General features: G+C 64.4%; 12 protein-coding genes and 1 pseudogene. 8 read left to right on the top strand and 5 right to left on the bottom strand.

Features of this window, described 5'->3' with window-relative positions:
• Positions 1-20: 20 nt before the first annotated feature.
• Entirely contained in the window at positions 21-1,064 is a 1,044-nt protein-coding gene (locus QCE48_RS11710; RefSeq protein WP_309787689.1) for an acyltransferase, read from the bottom strand.
• Positions 1,065-1,430: 366 nt separating this feature from the next.
• Here QCE48_RS11710 and QCE48_RS11705 point away from each other — a divergent pair, with 366 nt between their 5' ends.
• The 6 genes from QCE48_RS11705 to QCE48_RS11680 all read left to right on the top strand — a co-directional run bounded on the left by QCE48_RS11705 (position 1,431) and on the right by QCE48_RS11680 (position 8,395).
• Positions 1,431-2,243: a glycosyltransferase family 2 protein gene (locus tag QCE48_RS11705; protein WP_309787690.1), complete on the top strand. Its 813-nt coding sequence runs from the start codon at positions 1,431-1,433 to the stop codon at positions 2,241-2,243.
• Complete coding sequence (locus QCE48_RS11700) at positions 2,240-3,211, top strand: SDR family oxidoreductase (RefSeq protein ID WP_309787691.1); 972 nt, start codon at positions 2,240-2,242, stop codon at positions 3,209-3,211. Before QCE48_RS11705 ends, QCE48_RS11700 begins: the two co-directional genes overlap by 4 nt.
• A gap of 98 nt (positions 3,212-3,309) precedes the next feature.
• Positions 3,310-4,344, top strand: a complete 1,035-nt coding sequence (locus tag QCE48_RS11695; RefSeq protein WP_309787692.1) for a glycosyltransferase family 4 protein — start codon at positions 3,310-3,312, stop codon at positions 4,342-4,344.
• 11 nt (positions 4,345-4,355) lie between these two features.
• Positions 4,356-6,248, top strand: a complete 1,893-nt coding sequence (locus QCE48_RS11690; protein WP_309787693.1) for a nucleoside-diphosphate sugar epimerase/dehydratase — start codon at positions 4,356-4,358, stop codon at positions 6,246-6,248.
• Between the two features lie 54 nt (positions 6,249-6,302).
• Positions 6,303-7,379, top strand: a complete 1,077-nt coding sequence (locus QCE48_RS11685) for an ADP-heptose--LPS heptosyltransferase (protein WP_309787694.1) — start codon at positions 6,303-6,305, stop codon at positions 7,377-7,379.
• Between the two features lie 89 nt (positions 7,380-7,468).
• Entirely contained in the window at positions 7,469-8,395 is a 927-nt protein-coding gene (locus tag QCE48_RS11680) for a LysR family transcriptional regulator (RefSeq protein WP_309787695.1), read from the top strand.
• Between the two features lie 10 nt (positions 8,396-8,405).
• On the opposite strand, the gene QCE48_RS11675 is transcribed toward QCE48_RS11680, so the two are convergent.
• Both QCE48_RS11675 and QCE48_RS11670 read right to left on the bottom strand, forming a co-directional pair.
• Positions 8,406-8,987, bottom strand: coding sequence for a phosphatase PAP2 family protein (locus tag QCE48_RS11675; RefSeq protein WP_309787696.1), 582 nt, complete (start codon positions 8,985-8,987; stop codon positions 8,406-8,408).
• Positions 8,988-9,009: 22 nt separating this feature from the next.
• Positions 9,010-10,050, bottom strand: a complete 1,041-nt coding sequence (locus QCE48_RS11670) for a helix-turn-helix domain-containing protein (RefSeq protein WP_309787697.1) — start codon at positions 10,048-10,050, stop codon at positions 9,010-9,012.
• 249 nt (positions 10,051-10,299) lie between these two features.
• Between QCE48_RS11670 and galU the strand changes: the two are divergent.
• Positions 10,300-11,175 (top strand): annotated as a pseudogene (galU, locus tag QCE48_RS11665) (UTP--glucose-1-phosphate uridylyltransferase GalU); the annotation flags it as partial.
• 164 nt (positions 11,176-11,339) lie between these two features.
• Here the strand turns inward: galU and QCE48_RS11660 are convergent.
• The gene (locus tag QCE48_RS11660; RefSeq protein WP_309787698.1) at positions 11,340-11,792 is read right to left on the bottom strand and encodes a GDP-mannose mannosyl hydrolase; all 453 of its coding nucleotides are present in this window, start codon (positions 11,790-11,792) and stop codon (positions 11,340-11,342) included.
• Positions 11,793-12,032: 240 nt separating this feature from the next.
• A complete protein-coding gene (locus QCE48_RS11655) occupies positions 12,033-14,192 on the bottom strand; it encodes a hypothetical protein (protein WP_309787699.1) in 2,160 nt (719 codons plus the stop codon).
• A 1,475-nt stretch (positions 14,193-15,667) separates the two neighbouring features.
• Here QCE48_RS11655 and QCE48_RS11650 point away from each other — a divergent pair.
• Positions 15,668-16,669, top strand: a complete 1,002-nt coding sequence (locus QCE48_RS11650) for a helix-turn-helix domain-containing protein (protein WP_309787700.1) — start codon at positions 15,668-15,670, stop codon at positions 16,667-16,669.
• The last annotated feature ends 41 nt before the right edge of the window (positions 16,670-16,710 follow it).

Below are 16,710 nucleotides of genomic sequence, written 5' to 3'. Positions count from 1 at the left end.
GTTCACGACTCAGTTCCAGATCATGCCTGCTGGCTTGCCGCCGAAGGCTTGAAACCTCGAGTTACCGTGTTGGTAAGGCGGGTCAGCAGTACAGCGGCCGAAAAGGTGAGGATCAGAACGATCAGGTACAGAAAGTAAACCTCCACTCGACCCAGACTCGTATTCATGAAGCGAACGAGTAGTTCGCCGATGATGTTATGGTGCACCAGGAATGCCGGAAACGAGTATTTGCTTATAAAGGCGATGCCGCCATTCACGCGAGCGTTCGTCTCGATTTTTTGCGCGATGAAGGCGAGAGTGGCAAACGCGGACATTCCCATTAGAAAAGCGACATAGATATGCGGGATCGGAAGATGCCAGACTAGCGGAACGCCGAAGACAACGATCGCGAGAAGCAACGCCGATTGGGACACTCTTTTGACGTAGGCAACAAACATCATTCCGAAAACGAAGTCCGGCAATCGCGTGAGCGGATTGTGCACGATGTCGATAACGAAAAGCTCGTTATAGAACGTCGTAATCGATACATACAGCGCCAGGACCCCGATGCACAGCAATAAGGGCTGCTGCTTCAGCGCTTTTCTGAGTAGCGGGAAGCCCAGATAGAGCAAGAGAATGAACCCGATGAACCATTCCCCCAGCAGATAATAGTTGGGAATTCGATAATACAGAAAGCCATCGAATCCGATTATCGTCAGCAGGAACTTCCAGTGCGCCGAGTCTCCGCGCAGGTGTCCGTGCAGCAGAAAGAGCGTAGCCGCCGTGACCAAAAATCCAGTCCAGTACAGCGGAAAGATGGCAAGAAACCGCTTCCTTGCGTAGGTCCGCAATTCGAGTGTTCTTCCGTAGCTTGCCATCAGGGCAGCGCCGGACAAAATGATGAACAACGTAATGCCGAGCGAACCGATGTTCTCACTTGCAAATGTCTGTTTGAATATCTCTGCGGCATGAATGCCATGCGCGCCAATCTGCTGGTTGAAATGGTAGGTAATGATCAATAGCACGGAGATGGCGCGCACGAGATCAATATAAAACATGCGTTGGACTTGGGCCGGTGGATTCATAACTTTTTTCGATCTGTTATTCGTAGCGCTAGATGATACGGGTAATCAAACGTCGGACAAGCGTGTTTTCAATGGAATTTGTATCTTTCGAGGCATTGTCGGGGACGGCACCCAACCGACGCGAACCGTCGAGTCCGATGGTGACAGCGCCGACGCTGAACTCCTCCCGTCGCTCACGGACGGTGCTAGCAGACTAGCAGACGTTGAAGCCACCAGCATCGCACACAGCCAGCAAAACGGCGGATGGTTTCCGCGTACTTTAGAATCGCGCCGAATGCCGCACATCTTTGCTCTCGACTGGCCCTCGAAGGTCGGTCAGCGAGAACCAATCATGGGAACAGTATGCAGTTTGAATCGACTGCGGGAATGTCTCGCGAAGCTTGCCTGTTGAGTGTATCGGTCGTGGTGTATCGTCCCGACCCGGACCTTCTGAATCGTACGCTCGAGACGCTCGGTGCGGCGCTGCGACCGCTGGAAACGAAGGCACCGCTCTACCTCGTCGATAACGGGTCCGTCGAAGATCGGATAGCCTTGCCGGAAACCGCGCACGGCGCGCCGTTTGACACGATACTGATGGGCGGCCACGGCAATGTCGGTTACGGCAGAGGCCATAACCTTGCGATCGATCGGAGCAAAAGTCGGTACCACTTGATCCTGAATCCGGACATCGAACTGGAGCTTGACGCGCTGATTCACGCGCTTGAATTCATGCACTCTCAGCCGGAGACGGGACTGATTTCACCGCTAATACGCGATGACGCCGGCCACCAACAATTCCTCTGCCGCCGCTTCCCTACGGTTTTCGATCTTTTCGCCCGAGGCTTCCTGCCTGCGCGACTGCGTGCCCCCTTCGAGCAGCGCCTTGCCCGCTATGAGATGCGCGACGTGATCGACGACAAGAACGTAGTCTGGGATCCGCCGATCGTCAGCGGCTGTTTCATGCTGTTCCGCACCGATGTGCTGAAACAGCTGGGCGGCTTCGATCCGCGCTATTTCCTCTATTTCGAGGACTACGACCTGAGCCTGCGCGCGCATGAAGTCGCTCGCGTGGCCTACGTGCCGTCCGTGCGCGTGCTGCACCACGGCGGCGACGCCGCCCGCAAGGGCTGGACGCATATCAAGCTTTTCATCACGTCTGCGTTCAAGTTCTTCAATCGCTTCGGCTGGAAGTGGTTATGAACGCGCGCATCGCCATCACGGGCGCGAACGGTTTCGTTGGCCGCGCGCTCGCGCGCACGCTGCTCGCGCAAGGGCGGCCGGTCACGGGCATCGTGCGCGGTGCGGCCGTGTGCGAGCCGGGCGTCGACACGCGATCCATCGAGTCGCTCGACTCCATCTCGCCCGAAGCGTTCGCGCAGGCCGAGGCGGTGATCCACCTCGCCGCCCGCGTTCACGTCATGCGCGACGCCGAAGTCGATCCGCTCGCCGCCTTCCGCACAACCAACGTCGACGGCACCTTGCGAGCCGCCGAATCCGCCGCCCGCGCGGGCGCGACGCGATTTGTCTACGTCAGCAGCATCAAGGCGCTGGCCGAACTCGACAATGGCCGGCCGCTTAAAGAAACCGACGAGCGGCGTCCTCCCGACCCCTACGGCATCTCGAAAGCCGAAGCCGAAGTGAAGCTGATGGAACTCGGCGCCCGCACCGGACTGGAGATCGTGATCGTGCGGCCGCCGCTCGTCTACGGACCGGAGGTGCGCGCGAATTTTCTGAGCCTGATGAGTGCCATCGCGAAGGGCGTTCCGTTGCCGATCGGCGCAGTGGAGGCCCGCCGGAGCCTGTGCTACGTCGACAACCTCGCGAGCGCGCTGATCGAATGCGCGACGCATGCACGCGCCGCGGGTCAGGTTTTCCATGTCACCGACGGCGAAGACCCGAGTGTCGCGGAACTCGCGCGCCTCCTCGGACGCCATCTGGGCCGCGCCGCGCGGCTGTTGCCGGTGCCGGTGGGCGTGCTGAAACTGGCGGGGCGCGTAACCGGCAAGTCCGCGCAGATCGACCGCCTGACGGGCAGCCTGCGCGTCAATTCGACGCATATTCGAGATATGTTAGGCTGGCGCCCTCCCGTTTCGCTCGATGCGGGCCTCGCGGCCACGGCCGCCTGGTTCCGGGCCACACAACGGCCTGCGCCGGCTAACCTTCGGTAACAACGGAAAAGCGGCGGTTACACGCAAGAACAGCGTAATCAAGGAAGATCGGCACAGCCGACAGACAGACCACAACGACAACCACGCCTCGCAGGGACATGACCCGCCCGCTGTATCCAATCCTCATCGATCATCCGTGGATCTCGGCCGCTTGCGTAGCGGCGCTCGCGCTCGTCGCTTGTGCGGCGATTCTCGGCTTCCTGCTGAAATCCGGTCTCGCCTGGCGACTCGCGACCGATATCCCGAATGACCGCTCGCTGCACACTCGCCCGACGCCACGCATCGGCGGCTGGGGCATCGTGCCGGTCGGCGTCGTCGCGATGCTGATCGTCGCGCCGTCGATCTGGCTCGCGGCCGTCGGAGCCGCATGTGTCGCCGCCGTCTCCCAGATCGACGACCGGCGCGGTCTGCCGGCACGCGTGCGCTTCGCCGCGCACGTGCTGGCGGTGGCCGCGCTGATCGTGCTGAACCCCGCGCCGGTGCCCTGGTGGGCACTGGCGGCGGTCGGTTTCCTGATGCTGTGGCTCGTCAACCTCTACAACTTCATGGATGGCTCCGACGGCCTCGCCGGCGGGATGGCGTTGTTCGGTTTCGGCGGCTACGCGTTCGCGGCGCTTTCCGGCCCGACGCCGCAACTCGATCTCGGCGTCGCCAGCGCGGCGATCGCGGGGGCGTCGGCCGGCTTCCTGCTCTTCAATTTTCATCCGGCGCGGATTTTTCTCGGGGATTCGGGGTCAATTCCCCTGGGGTTCCTCGCCGGTGCGCTCGGTTACTGGGGCTGGCTCAAGGGCACGTGGCCCGTCTGGTTCCCGGCGCTCGTCTTCGCGCCGTTCATCGGCGACGCCTCGGTGACGTTGCTGCGCCGTCTCGCGCGCGGCGAAAGATTCTGGCAGGCTCATCGCGAGCACTACTATCAGCGGATGGTGCGCCTGGGCGCAGGCCACGCACGAACCGCGCTCGCGTGGTATTTGCTGATGCTCGCGGGCATAATGCTTGCAAACCGGGCGCTGGGCTTTACGCCGCTCGGACAATGGTGCGCAGTGGCAGGGTGGGCAATTGTGGTCACGGCAGCGGGAGCCGTCGTCGATGTGTGCTGGCGGCGTCAGCAATCCCGTATTTCCGAACAACCTTGAGGTCCACGCGGATGAATCGATTCAAAGCACCCTGGCTGTCGGCCGGCGCCTTCGCGTTCGATCTCGTCGCGGTCGCCGGAACCTGGCTCGCGGCCTACCTGATCCGCTTCAACGGCGCTGTTCCACACGAATTCCAGGCCGGCGCGATGCACGCGCTCCTCTGGGTTCTTCCCGTCTACGGCATCCTGTTCCGGCTCTTCGGCCTCTATCGCGGCATGTGGGTGTTCGCGAGCCTGCCGGACCTGATGCGTATCTCGAAGTCGGTCGGCGCTGGCGCGCTGATCGTGATGATCGGCGCGGTCATGGCGCAGCCCGCGCCCGTCATTCCCCGTTCGGTGCTGATCGTCGCGCCGCTGCTGCTGTTTCTCGCGATGGGCGGCGCGCGTGCGCTCTATCGCGCGGCCAAGGAGTTCTATCTGTACGGCGGCCTCGTCGGGAAAGGCAAGCCTGTCATCGTGCTCGGCGCGGGCACGGCCGGCGCGATGCTCGCACGCGAGCTGTCGCGTTCGAGCGAATGGCGCCTGGTCGGCATTCTCGACGACGACCCCGGCAAGCAGGGCCGCGAAGTCATGGGGCACAAGGTGCTCGGCGCCTTCGGCGACCTGCCTCGCATCGCGGAAGAACTCAAGACCGATCATGCGATCATCGCCATTCCCTCGGCTTCCGTCGATACGCAACGGCGCGTGGCGACGCTCTGCGTGCGGGCCGGCGTGAAGGCGATGGTGCTGCCGTCGCTCGAACCGTTGGCGCAAGGCCAGGGTTTCCTCTCGCGCGTGCGTCAGATCGATCTCGAAGACCTGCTCGGGCGCGAGCCCGTGCGGATCGACATGCCGCACGTCGAGGCGTTGCTGCACGGGCGCGTCGTGATGGTGACGGGCGCGGGCGGCTCGATCGGCTCCGAACTCTGCCGCCAGATCCTGCGGTTTTCGCCGGCGCAACTCATCGCGTACGATCTCAGCGAGTACGCGATGTACCGCCTCACCGAGGAGCTGCGCGAGAAGTTTCCGGAGCTTGCGGTGGTGCCGGTCGTCGGCGATGCGAAGGATTCGCTCCTGCTCGACGAAACCATGAGCCGCTTCGCGCCGCATATCGTCTTCCATGCGGCCGCCTACAAGCACGTGCCGCTGATGGAAGAGCAGAACGCGTGGCAGGCGGTGCGCAACAACGTGCTCGGCACGCTGCGCGTCGCGCGCGCGGCCATCCGACATAATGTGCGTCACTGCGTGCTGATTTCCACCGACAAGGCCGTCAATCCGACCAACGTGATGGGCGCGAGCAAGCGGCTCGCGGAGATGGCCTGTCAGGCGCTCCAGCAGTCGGCGCCGCGCACGCAGTTCGAGACGGTGCGCTTTGGGAACGTGCTCGGCAGCGCGGGCAGCGTGATCCCGAAGTTCCAGCAGCAGATCGCGAAGGGTGGCCCGGTGACGGTCACGCATCCGGAGATCACGCGCTTCTTCATGACGATCCCCGAGGCGGCGCAACTCGTGCTGCAGGCGTCGAGCATGGGGCGGGGCGGCGAAATCTTCATCCTCGACATGGGGCAGCCCGTGAAGATCGTCGATCTGGCGCGCGACCTGATCCGGCTCTACGGTTTTTCGGAGGAGCACGTCCGTATCGTGTTCACGGGCCTGCGTCCCGGCGAGAAACTGTATGAAGAACTCCTCGCCGACGACGAAACGACTACGCGCACGCCCCATCCGAAACTGCGGATCGCCCGGGCGCGCGGTGTGCCGGATCACTTCCTCGACGAATTGCTGCCGTGGCTGATGCAGCATCGCGTCTTGCCGGACGAGGAAGTGCGCCGCGATCTGCGCCGCTGGGTGCCGGAATATCAGACGTCGGTGGCGCCCGTGCTGCAGAGCGTGTCGACGAAGCGCGACGTCCCGCTCAAGCGCGAGGCGTGAGGCCTGCGCGAGCAATATCGGCAAGCCGGAGCGGCGCGATGACGGAAGCGCGCGATGCCGGTTGATCCGGGCAAGAACTCGCCCGACGGCGCGCTCGATGAACTGGCCGCGCTGAGTCATCCGGGTTCGCTGTTGTCGCCGACCGGCGAAATCGTCGCGCCGTACGATCTCGAAGTGACCGGCGCGCCCGCGACGGGCTTTCGGCCTTTGTCGAGCGCACCGGGCATTCTCCACGCCAACACCGCCGCATTCGCCGCCGACTACGCCGCGCATCGCAAGGTCCACGCCATCAACGGCATGGGCGTCACGCTCGGCGATTCGATCATCGGGCTGACCGCGCTTTTCGCGATCAGGAAGCGGTATCCGTCGATCGACATCACGCTTTATCGGCCCGCGCGTGCGCCGCGTTACGTGCAGCGTCTCTACGAACTCGCCGCGCCGATGATCGGCTCCGTGCGCGATCTTCCGGTCACGCTCGACGCGCTCGCGCGCGACGATCTGAAAATCGATATCGGCAATCATCTGTTCTGGCCGGCGTTCGCCGCGTGGCCGATGATCGACTTCTTCCTGTGGGCGCTCGGCATGTCCGCCGCCGATATCCCCGCCGCCGAAAAGCGCAACGCCTGGCTCGCCGACTTGCCGCTGCCACGCCGGCCGCAGACTCACGACGACTACGTGCTGTTCTGCCCGAGCGCGAGCACGCCCGTGCGCAGCATCCCGGCGCCGATGCATGCGCGTCTCGTCGAACGCCTGTGGCAGCGCTTCGCGCTGCCGGTCAAGGGCTTTGGCCCGCTCGATCATCCGCACTACACCGATGTCGCGCCGCTCGCGCCCGATACCGCCGACTTCCTCGCGTGGGTCAAGCACGCGCGCTATCTGATGACCTCCGACACGGCCTCGCTGCACATCGCGGCGGGCTTCGATGTGCCGGCAACCGCGTTTTTCACGACCATCGCTGCGGACCTGCGCGCCCGCGACTACGCCCGTTGCCATGCGTTGAAAGTCGCGCTTCCCGGCCTCCAGGGCATCCACGCGAGCGCGCGCACGGCCGATCTCGCGGCGCTCGAACGCGCCTACGAACGCCTGCTCGCCGACGAGACCCGTCTCTTTCGCGAAGACGATCGCCTCTAGCACGACCTTCGAGCCGAAGCCCACCGTCGTAGTATCCTCGTGGATTGCTCAACCAACAGGCGCGCCTGCGCCGACATCGGAACCCACGCATGGACCGGTTTCTCGCGATGAAAGTCTTTTCCCGCGTCGTCGAGGCGGGCAGTTTTTCCCGCGCCGCCGACGCACTGAGGCTGCCGCCCGCCAGCGTCTCGCGCACCGTCCAGGCGCTCGAAGCGCATCTGGGGGCGCGGCTCATCAACCGCACGACGCGCAGCATCAGCATCACCGAGGATGGCGAAACCTACTACGAGCGCTGCGTGCGCGTGCTGGGCGAAGTCGACGACATGGAGTCGGCGCTCTCGCAATCGAAGACGACGCCAAAGGGCAAGGTGCGCGTGAGCCTGCCCGCGCTGATGGCGAAGAGCACGCTCATTCCCGCGCTGCCGGCATTCCTCGCGTCCTATCCCGACATCAACGTCGAGCTGAATCTCACCGACCGGCAGGTCGATATCGTGGAAGAGGGCCTCGACTGCGTGGTGCGCGTGGGCGCCGTCGTCGACGAGACGATGGTCGCGAAGCGCATCGGCTGCTATTCGCAGATCACCTGCGCGTCGCCGGAATACCTCGAAAAATACGGCGAGCCGACCACGCTCGACGATCTCGACAAGCACCTGTCCGTCGGTTACGTGCTCAACAACATGCGGGTGCGCAACTGGGAGTTCGTGTCGGAAGGCAAGACGCGCGTGATCGCGATGCGCAATCTCGTCGCCGTCAACGATGCAGATTCGTACTTCGCATGCGGGCTGGCCGGCCTCGGTTTGATCCAGGGGTCGAGCTATTCGCTCGATCCGTACATCGCGAGCGGGGCGCTCAGGGAAGTGCTGAAGGCGTATCCGTCGTATCCGCGCGTGGTGTCGATCCTTTATGCGGCCAACCGGCATCAGCCCCGGCGCGTGCGGCTTTTCATCGACTGGCTCGCGGCGCTTTACGCCAGTCTGCCCGCGTTGCAGGCGAAGACGTGCAGCGAGTCGCGCTGATCTCGACGGCTCAAAGACCGAGCCCCTGACAGATCCACGGCGAGTAGTGGACGATCATCGCCTGGAACGGCGCGCGATGCCCATAAGCGATCGACGACACCGCCAGCAACCCGAGCCCCGCGGCGAGCACGCGCGGAATGCGGCGCGGCTCGCTGAAGACGCGTCCGAGAAACAGCACCGCGATGAAGCCGCCGAGCAGCCAGCCGGCGACCACTTCGGCCGGCGTGTGCGCGTCCTCGACAATCCGGCACATGCCGATCACCGCCGCCAGCACGAGCCCGCCCAACGCGCCCGCGCGATGCCACGCGGGCCGCGCGCCGGCTGCGAGCAGCGCGAACGACACGGGCCAGACCGCGGCGGAAAGCATCGTATGTCCGCTGATCACGCGGAACTGCACGGCCTCGATCTGAATGCCGCACCCCGCGTACAAAATCTTGCTCACGCCGACGAGCGCCATGCCCGCCGCGAGATACACGAGCCAGCGCAGCGCGAGGTGCTTGCCCGTCACGCGCAGCCAGATGGCGCAGGCGAGCGCGAGCGGTAACAGCAGCCCGGCGTCGCCGAGGTTGGAAATCCAGGTCGTATGGAACATGCGGTCCGTCGAAATGTTCTTCTTATTGCGTGTCCAGCTTGCGCCTGCCTGCCATGCGATATTCGGTCGGCGAAATCGACAGGCGCTTGCGGAAGATTTTCGCGAGGCCGTCGCCGCTGCCCGCGCCGCAGCGCCGTGCGATCTTGTCGACGGGCAGATCGGTCGCGGCGAGCAGCATGCAGCTCGCATCGAGCCGCGCGCGCAACAGGTATTCCGACGGCGTGAGCCCGATCTGCGCCTTGAAGCGGCGCAGGAAATTGCGCTCGCTCATCGCCGCGACGCGCGCCGCGTCCGCGATCGAAATCTGCCGCACGTAGTTCTCGCGAATCCAGCGCGCGGCCGCGTCGATCTTCTGGCGCACGCCGCCGCTGTCGGTGTCGTCGAGCACGGTCGAGAGCTTTTGCCACGCGCCCGGAATCGAGCGCTCCGACACTTCGCGCGCCACCGCCGCGCCGTAGTCGCGCTTGATGATCGAGAGCGCCGCGGCGATCGGGCCCTTCGGGTCGTCGAGCGTGAGCGTCTGCTCCGCGATGAAGCGCGAGTTCGCGATCGCGGACGCAGCGGCTGGCTCCTCGGCGAAATCGAGCGAGCGGTTTTGCAGCGTGAGATTGGCGGCCGCGAGAATCTGCGCGCCTTCGCCGATCGCCTTCACGAACGGGATCTTCGGCGCGACGCGCCCGAGCCGCTTTCTCAACGCGCTGTCGTGCCGCGCGCGCTGCGCGCCCTGGCCGCCGGCGATGAAAAGCGCGTCGCAGTCGTTCATCCAGCGGTTGTCGAGACCTTCGGTCCAGATGCGCATCGAGCAGCTGCTCGCGACGCTGCCGCCCTCGCTCGAAAGAAAGAGCAGCGAATAGTTCGGTGTTTCGGCCGACGCGGACGCACCCGCCGCCGGCCTGCGTATCTGGTTAGCGAGGAAAAACACTTCCGAGATCGAGCTCACCTCGACCAGCGAGAAATCTTCGAAAATCAGAATTCCGATGCGTTTTGCCGTGTCACGCGGCAGTGCATCGGGTTCGGGCGAGCGCACGACCGACAGCCGCCCCATACCGTTCCCGTATCCCATCGACAGTCTCCAGCGCGAACCGCTTAGCGGGAAGTCATTGCATATGCGTCGCACTATACGCGGGCGGGGTGGGGCGCCGTGACGGTAGTCGGAATATGACGAGGTGTTGGCAGATCGTTTCGATATCGGGGTAATAAGCTGGCTCTTCCGGTAGTCAGACAAATCAATGCAGGTTGCCGCGAGGCGCGAGGCGCGCACCGAAGGCAGCACGCGCAGGAAGACCCACCACACAACTCGAAGGGTAAAGCGATGCTAAAGGTGAAAAAGGCGGTATTTCCAGTCGCGGGTCTCGGCACCCGGTTTCTTCCCGCGACCAAGGCCAGTCCGAAGGAGATGCTGCCCGTCGTCGACAAGCCGCTCATCCAGTACGCCGTCGAGGAAGCCGCGGCCGCCGGCATCACGGAGATGATTTTCGTGACGGGGCGCGGCAAGCGCGCGATCGAGGATCACTTCGACAAGTCCTATGAAGTCGAAGCCGAATTGCAGGCGCGCGGCAAGCAGGCGCTGCTCGATCTCGTGCGCAGCATCAAGCCGAGTCACATCGACTGCTTCTACGTGCGCCAGGCCGAGCCGCTCGGCCTCGGGCACGCGGTGCTGTGCGCGGAGAAGCTGATCGGCAACGAGCCGTTCGCCGTGATGCTCGCCGACGACCTCATCGACGGCGAACCGCCCGTGCTGTCCCAGATGGTGGACGTGTTCGATCACTATCATTCGTCGGTGATCGGGGTCGAGGAGATCGACCGGCGCGATTCGCGCTCGTATGGCGTGATCGACGGCCGGCAGTGGGACGACGGTCTCTTCAAGCTGTCGCGCGTGGTCGAGAAGCCGGAACCGGCGTCGGCGCCGTCGAATCTCGGCGTGGTCGGCCGCTACGTGCTGATGCCGCGCATCTTCGACTATTTGAAGAAACAGAAGCCCGGCGCGGGCGGCGAGATTCAGCTGACTGACGCGATCCAGTCGCTGCTCGCGCACGAACAGGTGCTCGCGTACCGCTACAAGGGCACGCGCTTCGATTGCGGCAGCAAGCTCGGCTATCTGAAGGCGACGGTCGAATTCGCGCTGCGCCATCCTGAAGTGGCCGCGCAGTTCGAGACGTATCTGCGCGCGCATTTCGATGCCCGCAACGAGGCGGCCAAAGCGGCGGCTATCTCCGCCGCAAGCGACGCAGGCGACTTGAACGACGCGAGCGATGCGAGCGAAGCCACCGACGCCAGTTCGGACGACCTGTCCGCCGCGCTTGCCTGACACGCACACGGCTTCGTGCGCGTCGCGCGCGAAGCCGTGCATCGCTATCTGAAGTACGCCTTGGTGTTGTCGTGGACGTCTTCGCGCCCGAGCAGTTCGTCGGGCAGCAGCCACGCGTAGTTGCTGTGCTGGTCGAAGCGGCCGATCGGCACGGTGCCGGTCAGGTTCATCGCGTAGGCGATCACGATGTAATGCGTCGTGATGCCGGGCGCGCCCGCGAAATTGTCCGAGTACCGGTGTTCGAACACGCCATAAAGCCGTGACGACGAGCGCTCGACGCTCGCCACGCCAAGTTCGTCGTTGACGATGCGCGTGAACGCCACGTCGATCGATTCATCCTTCTTGATGCGCCCGCCCGGCACGAACCAGGTGCCCTGCGCCGGGCGATTGCGCCGTTGTCCCACGAGTACTCGCCGGTTGCCGTCGGTGACGATCAGGTCGATCGAGACGAGTGGCGTGAGCCGGACGACGTCCAGAAAATCCGCCTCGTTAAGCATCTTTGCTCCGCTTTAATTATGTGTGTGTCCGGGCGCCGGCCTCCCCGAATTTGTTGGCCGTGCCGCATCATTTTGCTGTGAACCGCTGATCGAACAGGACTGGAGCCGAGGCTCGCGCGGCGGACCATCCGGTTGCATCGAGTGTAGCGCTCGACAAAATGCCGCATCGCTTTCAGACACTGGCGAAAACCGCCGAAAGACCGTCTAGGCGAGCCAAGCGCGCGAGTCTGCTGCGTGCCTTCACTGGCCGACATAGCCCGCCGGCGCCGTCACGTTCGCACGGGCGACCTCCGCGTTGTCGGAGACCACGTAGAGGGGCGCTTCGGTCAGCGCGAGCGCGACGCGTCCGTTCGTGTACGGCATCGTCGACGCGTTGCCCATCATGTCGAAGACGGTTACGGTGCCCGACTTCCCCGGCGCATCGACGACGAGGCTGTAGTGCTGCGCGTAGGTCGAGCTGAAGCCCTCGGCGCCGGGCCATTCCTTGTTGTCGTGCGTCCATAGCGCGGTGACGACCTTGCCGCCGTTCAGGCGCTGGAACGCATACGCATGGATGTTCTTCGGCGTGCCGCTGAGGGGACCGAGCGTCGTCGTGCCGTCGACGAGACGCGTCATCGCGGCGACGCCCATCGCCGCCGGCTTCGGGCTGATCTCCTTCTGGCCGAAGCCGCCCTGCCCATTGACGAGGTCGAAGAAAACGCCGTAGCCGACTTCCGGCGGATCGGCCGAATAGAACACGAAGCTCACGTCGGCGCCTTCGCCGAGGAGGATCAGGTGCGTGCGCGCGACCACCGCGCCCTGCGCGTAGAGAATGTTCGCGTTCGGATAGGCCGGGCCGTACTTGCTGCCGATGTCGTAGCTGACGCCCGTCTCGGTGACGAAGAGCTTCGCGCCCGGCTTGACGATGTCGGTCATCGCGCGGCGCAGTTCGCGCATCGCGGCGGGCAGCGCCTTGGCCGCGGTCGACGGACTGCTGCTGCCCGAGAAGCGCTCCGGCGGATGCGAAGGCGACGTGCCGATGTCGTAGTAGCCGTGCGCGCTGACGCCGTCGAGATACTTGCCGATGCCAAGCGGCGCGAGGCGCCTCAACCACTCCGTGTTCTTCGAGAGCGCCGACAGCGTGAGCCCCATCACGACGGCGTTCGGATCGCCGGCGTGGATCGCGTCGTGAGTCGCCTTGAACATCGCGACGAGGTTCGCGTCGGTGTCGCGCCAGGGCAGGCCGCCTTCGTAGTCGGGTTCCCAGGTGACCTGATAGTAATTGTTCGACTGGACCGGGAAATAGCGCTTCCTCACCGCGTTCGATTCCTCGCCGACGCGCTTCATGTACGCGCGGTACGCGTCGAGCGACGCGGGCGCGTAGCTGTGCGTGTCGGTGTGCGTCGGGCTCGCCCAGCCGGGGATGCCGTCGAGCTGGATCAGCCGCAGCAGGTCGCCTGGACGGAAGAAGGGCGTGAGGTTGTCGGCGGCGGCGTTGAAGGTGTTCGGGGCCTTGGGCTCCGTCATGTACCAGTTGCGGTTGTCGTTCACCCAGGTGAGGCCGAGATTCGGATAGAGCGGGCGATAGCCGTCGCCGGAACAGCACGATTCGCCTGGCTTCAGATAGGCGGCGCCCTGTCCGCCGAAACGATGCTGGTCGGGATGCGCGTAGGCGACGGCCGGCAGCACGGACGACACGTCCGGCAGCACGCCGAAGGTCGCGATGCCCGATGGCCGCGTGCCGCGGCTGCCAAGCGTGCCTTTTTGCGAGGCGAGTGTCGCGGCGATCGCGAAGTAGCCGGCCGTCTGGGTCGTGCAGGTGAGCGTGTAGCTGCCCGCGCCCGCCGCCACGGAGAAGCGGCCGCTCGCGCGCACGACGTTCCACGCGTCGCGGATCTGCCAGGCGAGCGCGTCGGCGGATTGCGCGCGCGCCGTGAACGCGATCTTGATCGGCGCGCCGCGCGTGAACATGCGCGTGCCGTCGCTGCCGGGGGTGTCCGCTTCGATCGGATCGCCCGATGGCGTGGCGGGACCGGGCGCGCCCGGTCCCTTGCATTGCAAGAGCGGCTCGACGGGCGCGGCGTCCGCCTGAGCCGCCGATGCCACCTGCGCGGGGCTCGCGCCCGGCCGGCCTTTCGCCGCCGCGCCGCCCGCGTACCAGCAGCGCTTGTTGGCGCCGGGCGCGGGGTCGTCGAAAGCGGTGTTGTCGCAGGGCGCGTGGTCCGTGAATTCCTTGATCACATGCTGGGCCGGCGTGCCGTAGAGCACGCGGGCGGTGCCCGGAAGGGCGCAGACGGCATTTTCCGCGGCACATGGCAGCCACGGCGTGCCGTCGATCACGAGCGCCCCCGACGCGGGCTGCGGCGTGGCCGTGCCCGTTTCCACCGGCGCGGCCCGGTCGCAGGCTTGCAACAGAAACACGGCGATGCCAAGCAGCAGCGCGCGACGCTGTTGTTTCCGTGCGACGCGAGGATGTCGCGGACAATCGGTGGATCGGAGCGGACCGGCGTCTGAGTTCATGGGTTCCGAAGTGTGCGTTTCCGCACGATCGATCGCGGTCGGCGAAGGCTCGATAGGCTCGCCGCCGGCCTCGTGCTACGAAAATGAAACGTTTTTGGGGACCGTTCGCCGGATCGCGCGTCGGGCCGCATTTGCGTGTGGCCGATCGAACACAATGCGTTCCGGTTCGGATCGGCCGGAAAGACCACCTCGCCGGAAGCCCCGGCCACGCGGCGCCTGCGCGATCCCGTGCGATCCGCGCGACAAGGCAAATCCAGCATAAGTCAGCCCTTTCGAACGGGATAGCCATTGCGCTGAAGGTTGGCGGACAGGGACAGCATCGCGCCGAACGGAGCGCCGTGCGTGCGGGGCCGCACGCTGCGCCGCGTCCGCCCCGGACCGTTCGAGTATCAGGAGTGAAACACGGCCCGAACGGCGCAGGCGCGCGCCGGCACGCTGCCTGCGCACCCCGGTCATCGCGCCGGGAAGGCGGCGCTCGTCGCATACCGGGCGCCGTAATTCGTCGGGGGATTAATCACCGATTCGTCGGTTCATTTTTCCGACGTACCGCGCCTTGCAATTGCCAGACAACGGCGTGCGCGTCGAATGCGGCGCCGCAATCGACGAAAACGTGGCGGATACGGCCGGGCGGCGGATCGCAGCGTACATGGGGAAAGCCGGACGGTGAGCGTTCTGCTGCAGCGCAATATCACACTTCATACCAATGCGCTTCAATAGTCGCTTCGATAAAACCGGCCGGTTTTACCGGACGATTAAAACGACCGCATATTACGGGTGGATTTTAAAATGCCTGCGCATTAATAATTAATGTAACGGCGGCATATCTGAGTGTATTCATTCTCCCTTAAAAGTTGATTCAAATCGGTAACAAAGGTAGCAAAACTGTTGAATCGAAAGATCAGAGCTGAATCGATTGGACATTTCAATGTTTCATGGATGAATCACTTTCAAACGTCTGAGGGTCGTGCGGGCGTCTGCCCGAATCCTTGACAGTGCTCGCGGGGCCTTGTGCAACAAGGCTGGCTGTCCGATCTGGCGGCTGCGAATCGATTCGGACCGGAAAGTGCTCTATAGGCTCGTGCTCCGAATGCCGCGTCAGTTTGACGAAAGTCTGAACGAACGCTCGGACTGAATCTGAGGAGGGATATCAATGTGCGTTCCGCCTCATATCAGAACAAGTTTCCGGCTTTCAGCGCGAAAATCGCGAGCATAAAAAAGTTTGGCTGTTTATGATTCAAGCCAGCGGACCAATTCCGCCAACATCTCGCTTCCATCGGTCACGAAGAGCCTCAGTCAATTCGGCGATCGCCATGATGCACCGCAATGGCAGCGAGCTTCCACAGAGTTGTGGATTACGCATGTTGCAGAGGATGACCATGCCTTACGCCAATCTCGAACCCGCGGTCATGGGGTGGATTCCCACCTCGACCAGAAGCTCGCAGTCCGAGGTGAGACGCATCGCAATCCTGTTGTTCGACGGCTTTTCGCTCCTGGGCGCCGGCATCGTCGCCGAGGTCTTTCATATGGCGAACGAGCTGTCGTCGGCGAAGGGGCGAACCGAGTGCACCTACGACGTGCGCTTTCTCTCCGTCGAAGGCGGCAACGTGGCGTGCTCGTCATCGGTTCGCGTCTGGACCGACGGACTCGATGCGCGCCACTACGGCGGCTTCGACGCGCTCTTCGTCGCGGGCGGCCGCGGCGCAGACGACGCGGCAGGCGACGAACGCATCATCGAATGGGTGCGCCGCGTCCATTCGAAGACGACGGTGGTCAAGTCGATCTCCGAGGGCCGCAAGGTGCTCGACGCCGCCGGTATCGGCAACGCGCACGAAACGCATGCGCGCTACGGCTCGTCGATGATCCACGCGGTGCGCGATTCGGACGGCAGCGAAGCGGGCGATCGCTACGAATCGATGAAAGGCGCGCTTCTGATCGTCAAGCGCGACCTGGGGCTCGACGTTTCGCGCGGCGTCGCGGAACGGCTGATGCCGGGTTCGGCCGCGAAGCTCGTGTCGCTGCTCGGCGACAGCGGCGCCGCGACCGCCGGCGACAAGATCCGCGCGGCGGCGCGCTGGCTGCAGGACAACTGCGAACGGCCGATTTCGGTCGTCGACGCCGCGCAGGTCGCGGCGATGAGCGAACGCAATTTCTTGCGCCGCTTCAAGATCGAGATGGGCATCACGCCGTCCGACTATCTGCTGCAGGCACGGCTCGCCGTGACCTGCGCGTTGCTGACGGATTCGGAGCTGCCCGTCGACAAGATCGCGCGCAGGAGCGGCATGGGCAACGGCGACCGTCTCGCCAAGATTTTCAGAAAGCGCCTGCTGATCTCTCCGACCGAATACCGGACGCAGAGCAGGCGCGACCCGAGCGGCTGAGTCGCGCGGCACATCGACACGACACGCGCCGGTCAGGTGCC

The sequence above is a fragment of the Caballeronia sp. LZ024 genome (assembly GCF_031451455.1).
In the GTDB taxonomy this organism is placed as follows: Bacteria; Pseudomonadota; Gammaproteobacteria; order Burkholderiales; family Burkholderiaceae; genus Caballeronia; species Caballeronia telluris.
The sequence above is the reverse complement of the archived record's forward strand: the minus strand, read 5'-3'. Positions and strand labels throughout refer to the sequence as shown.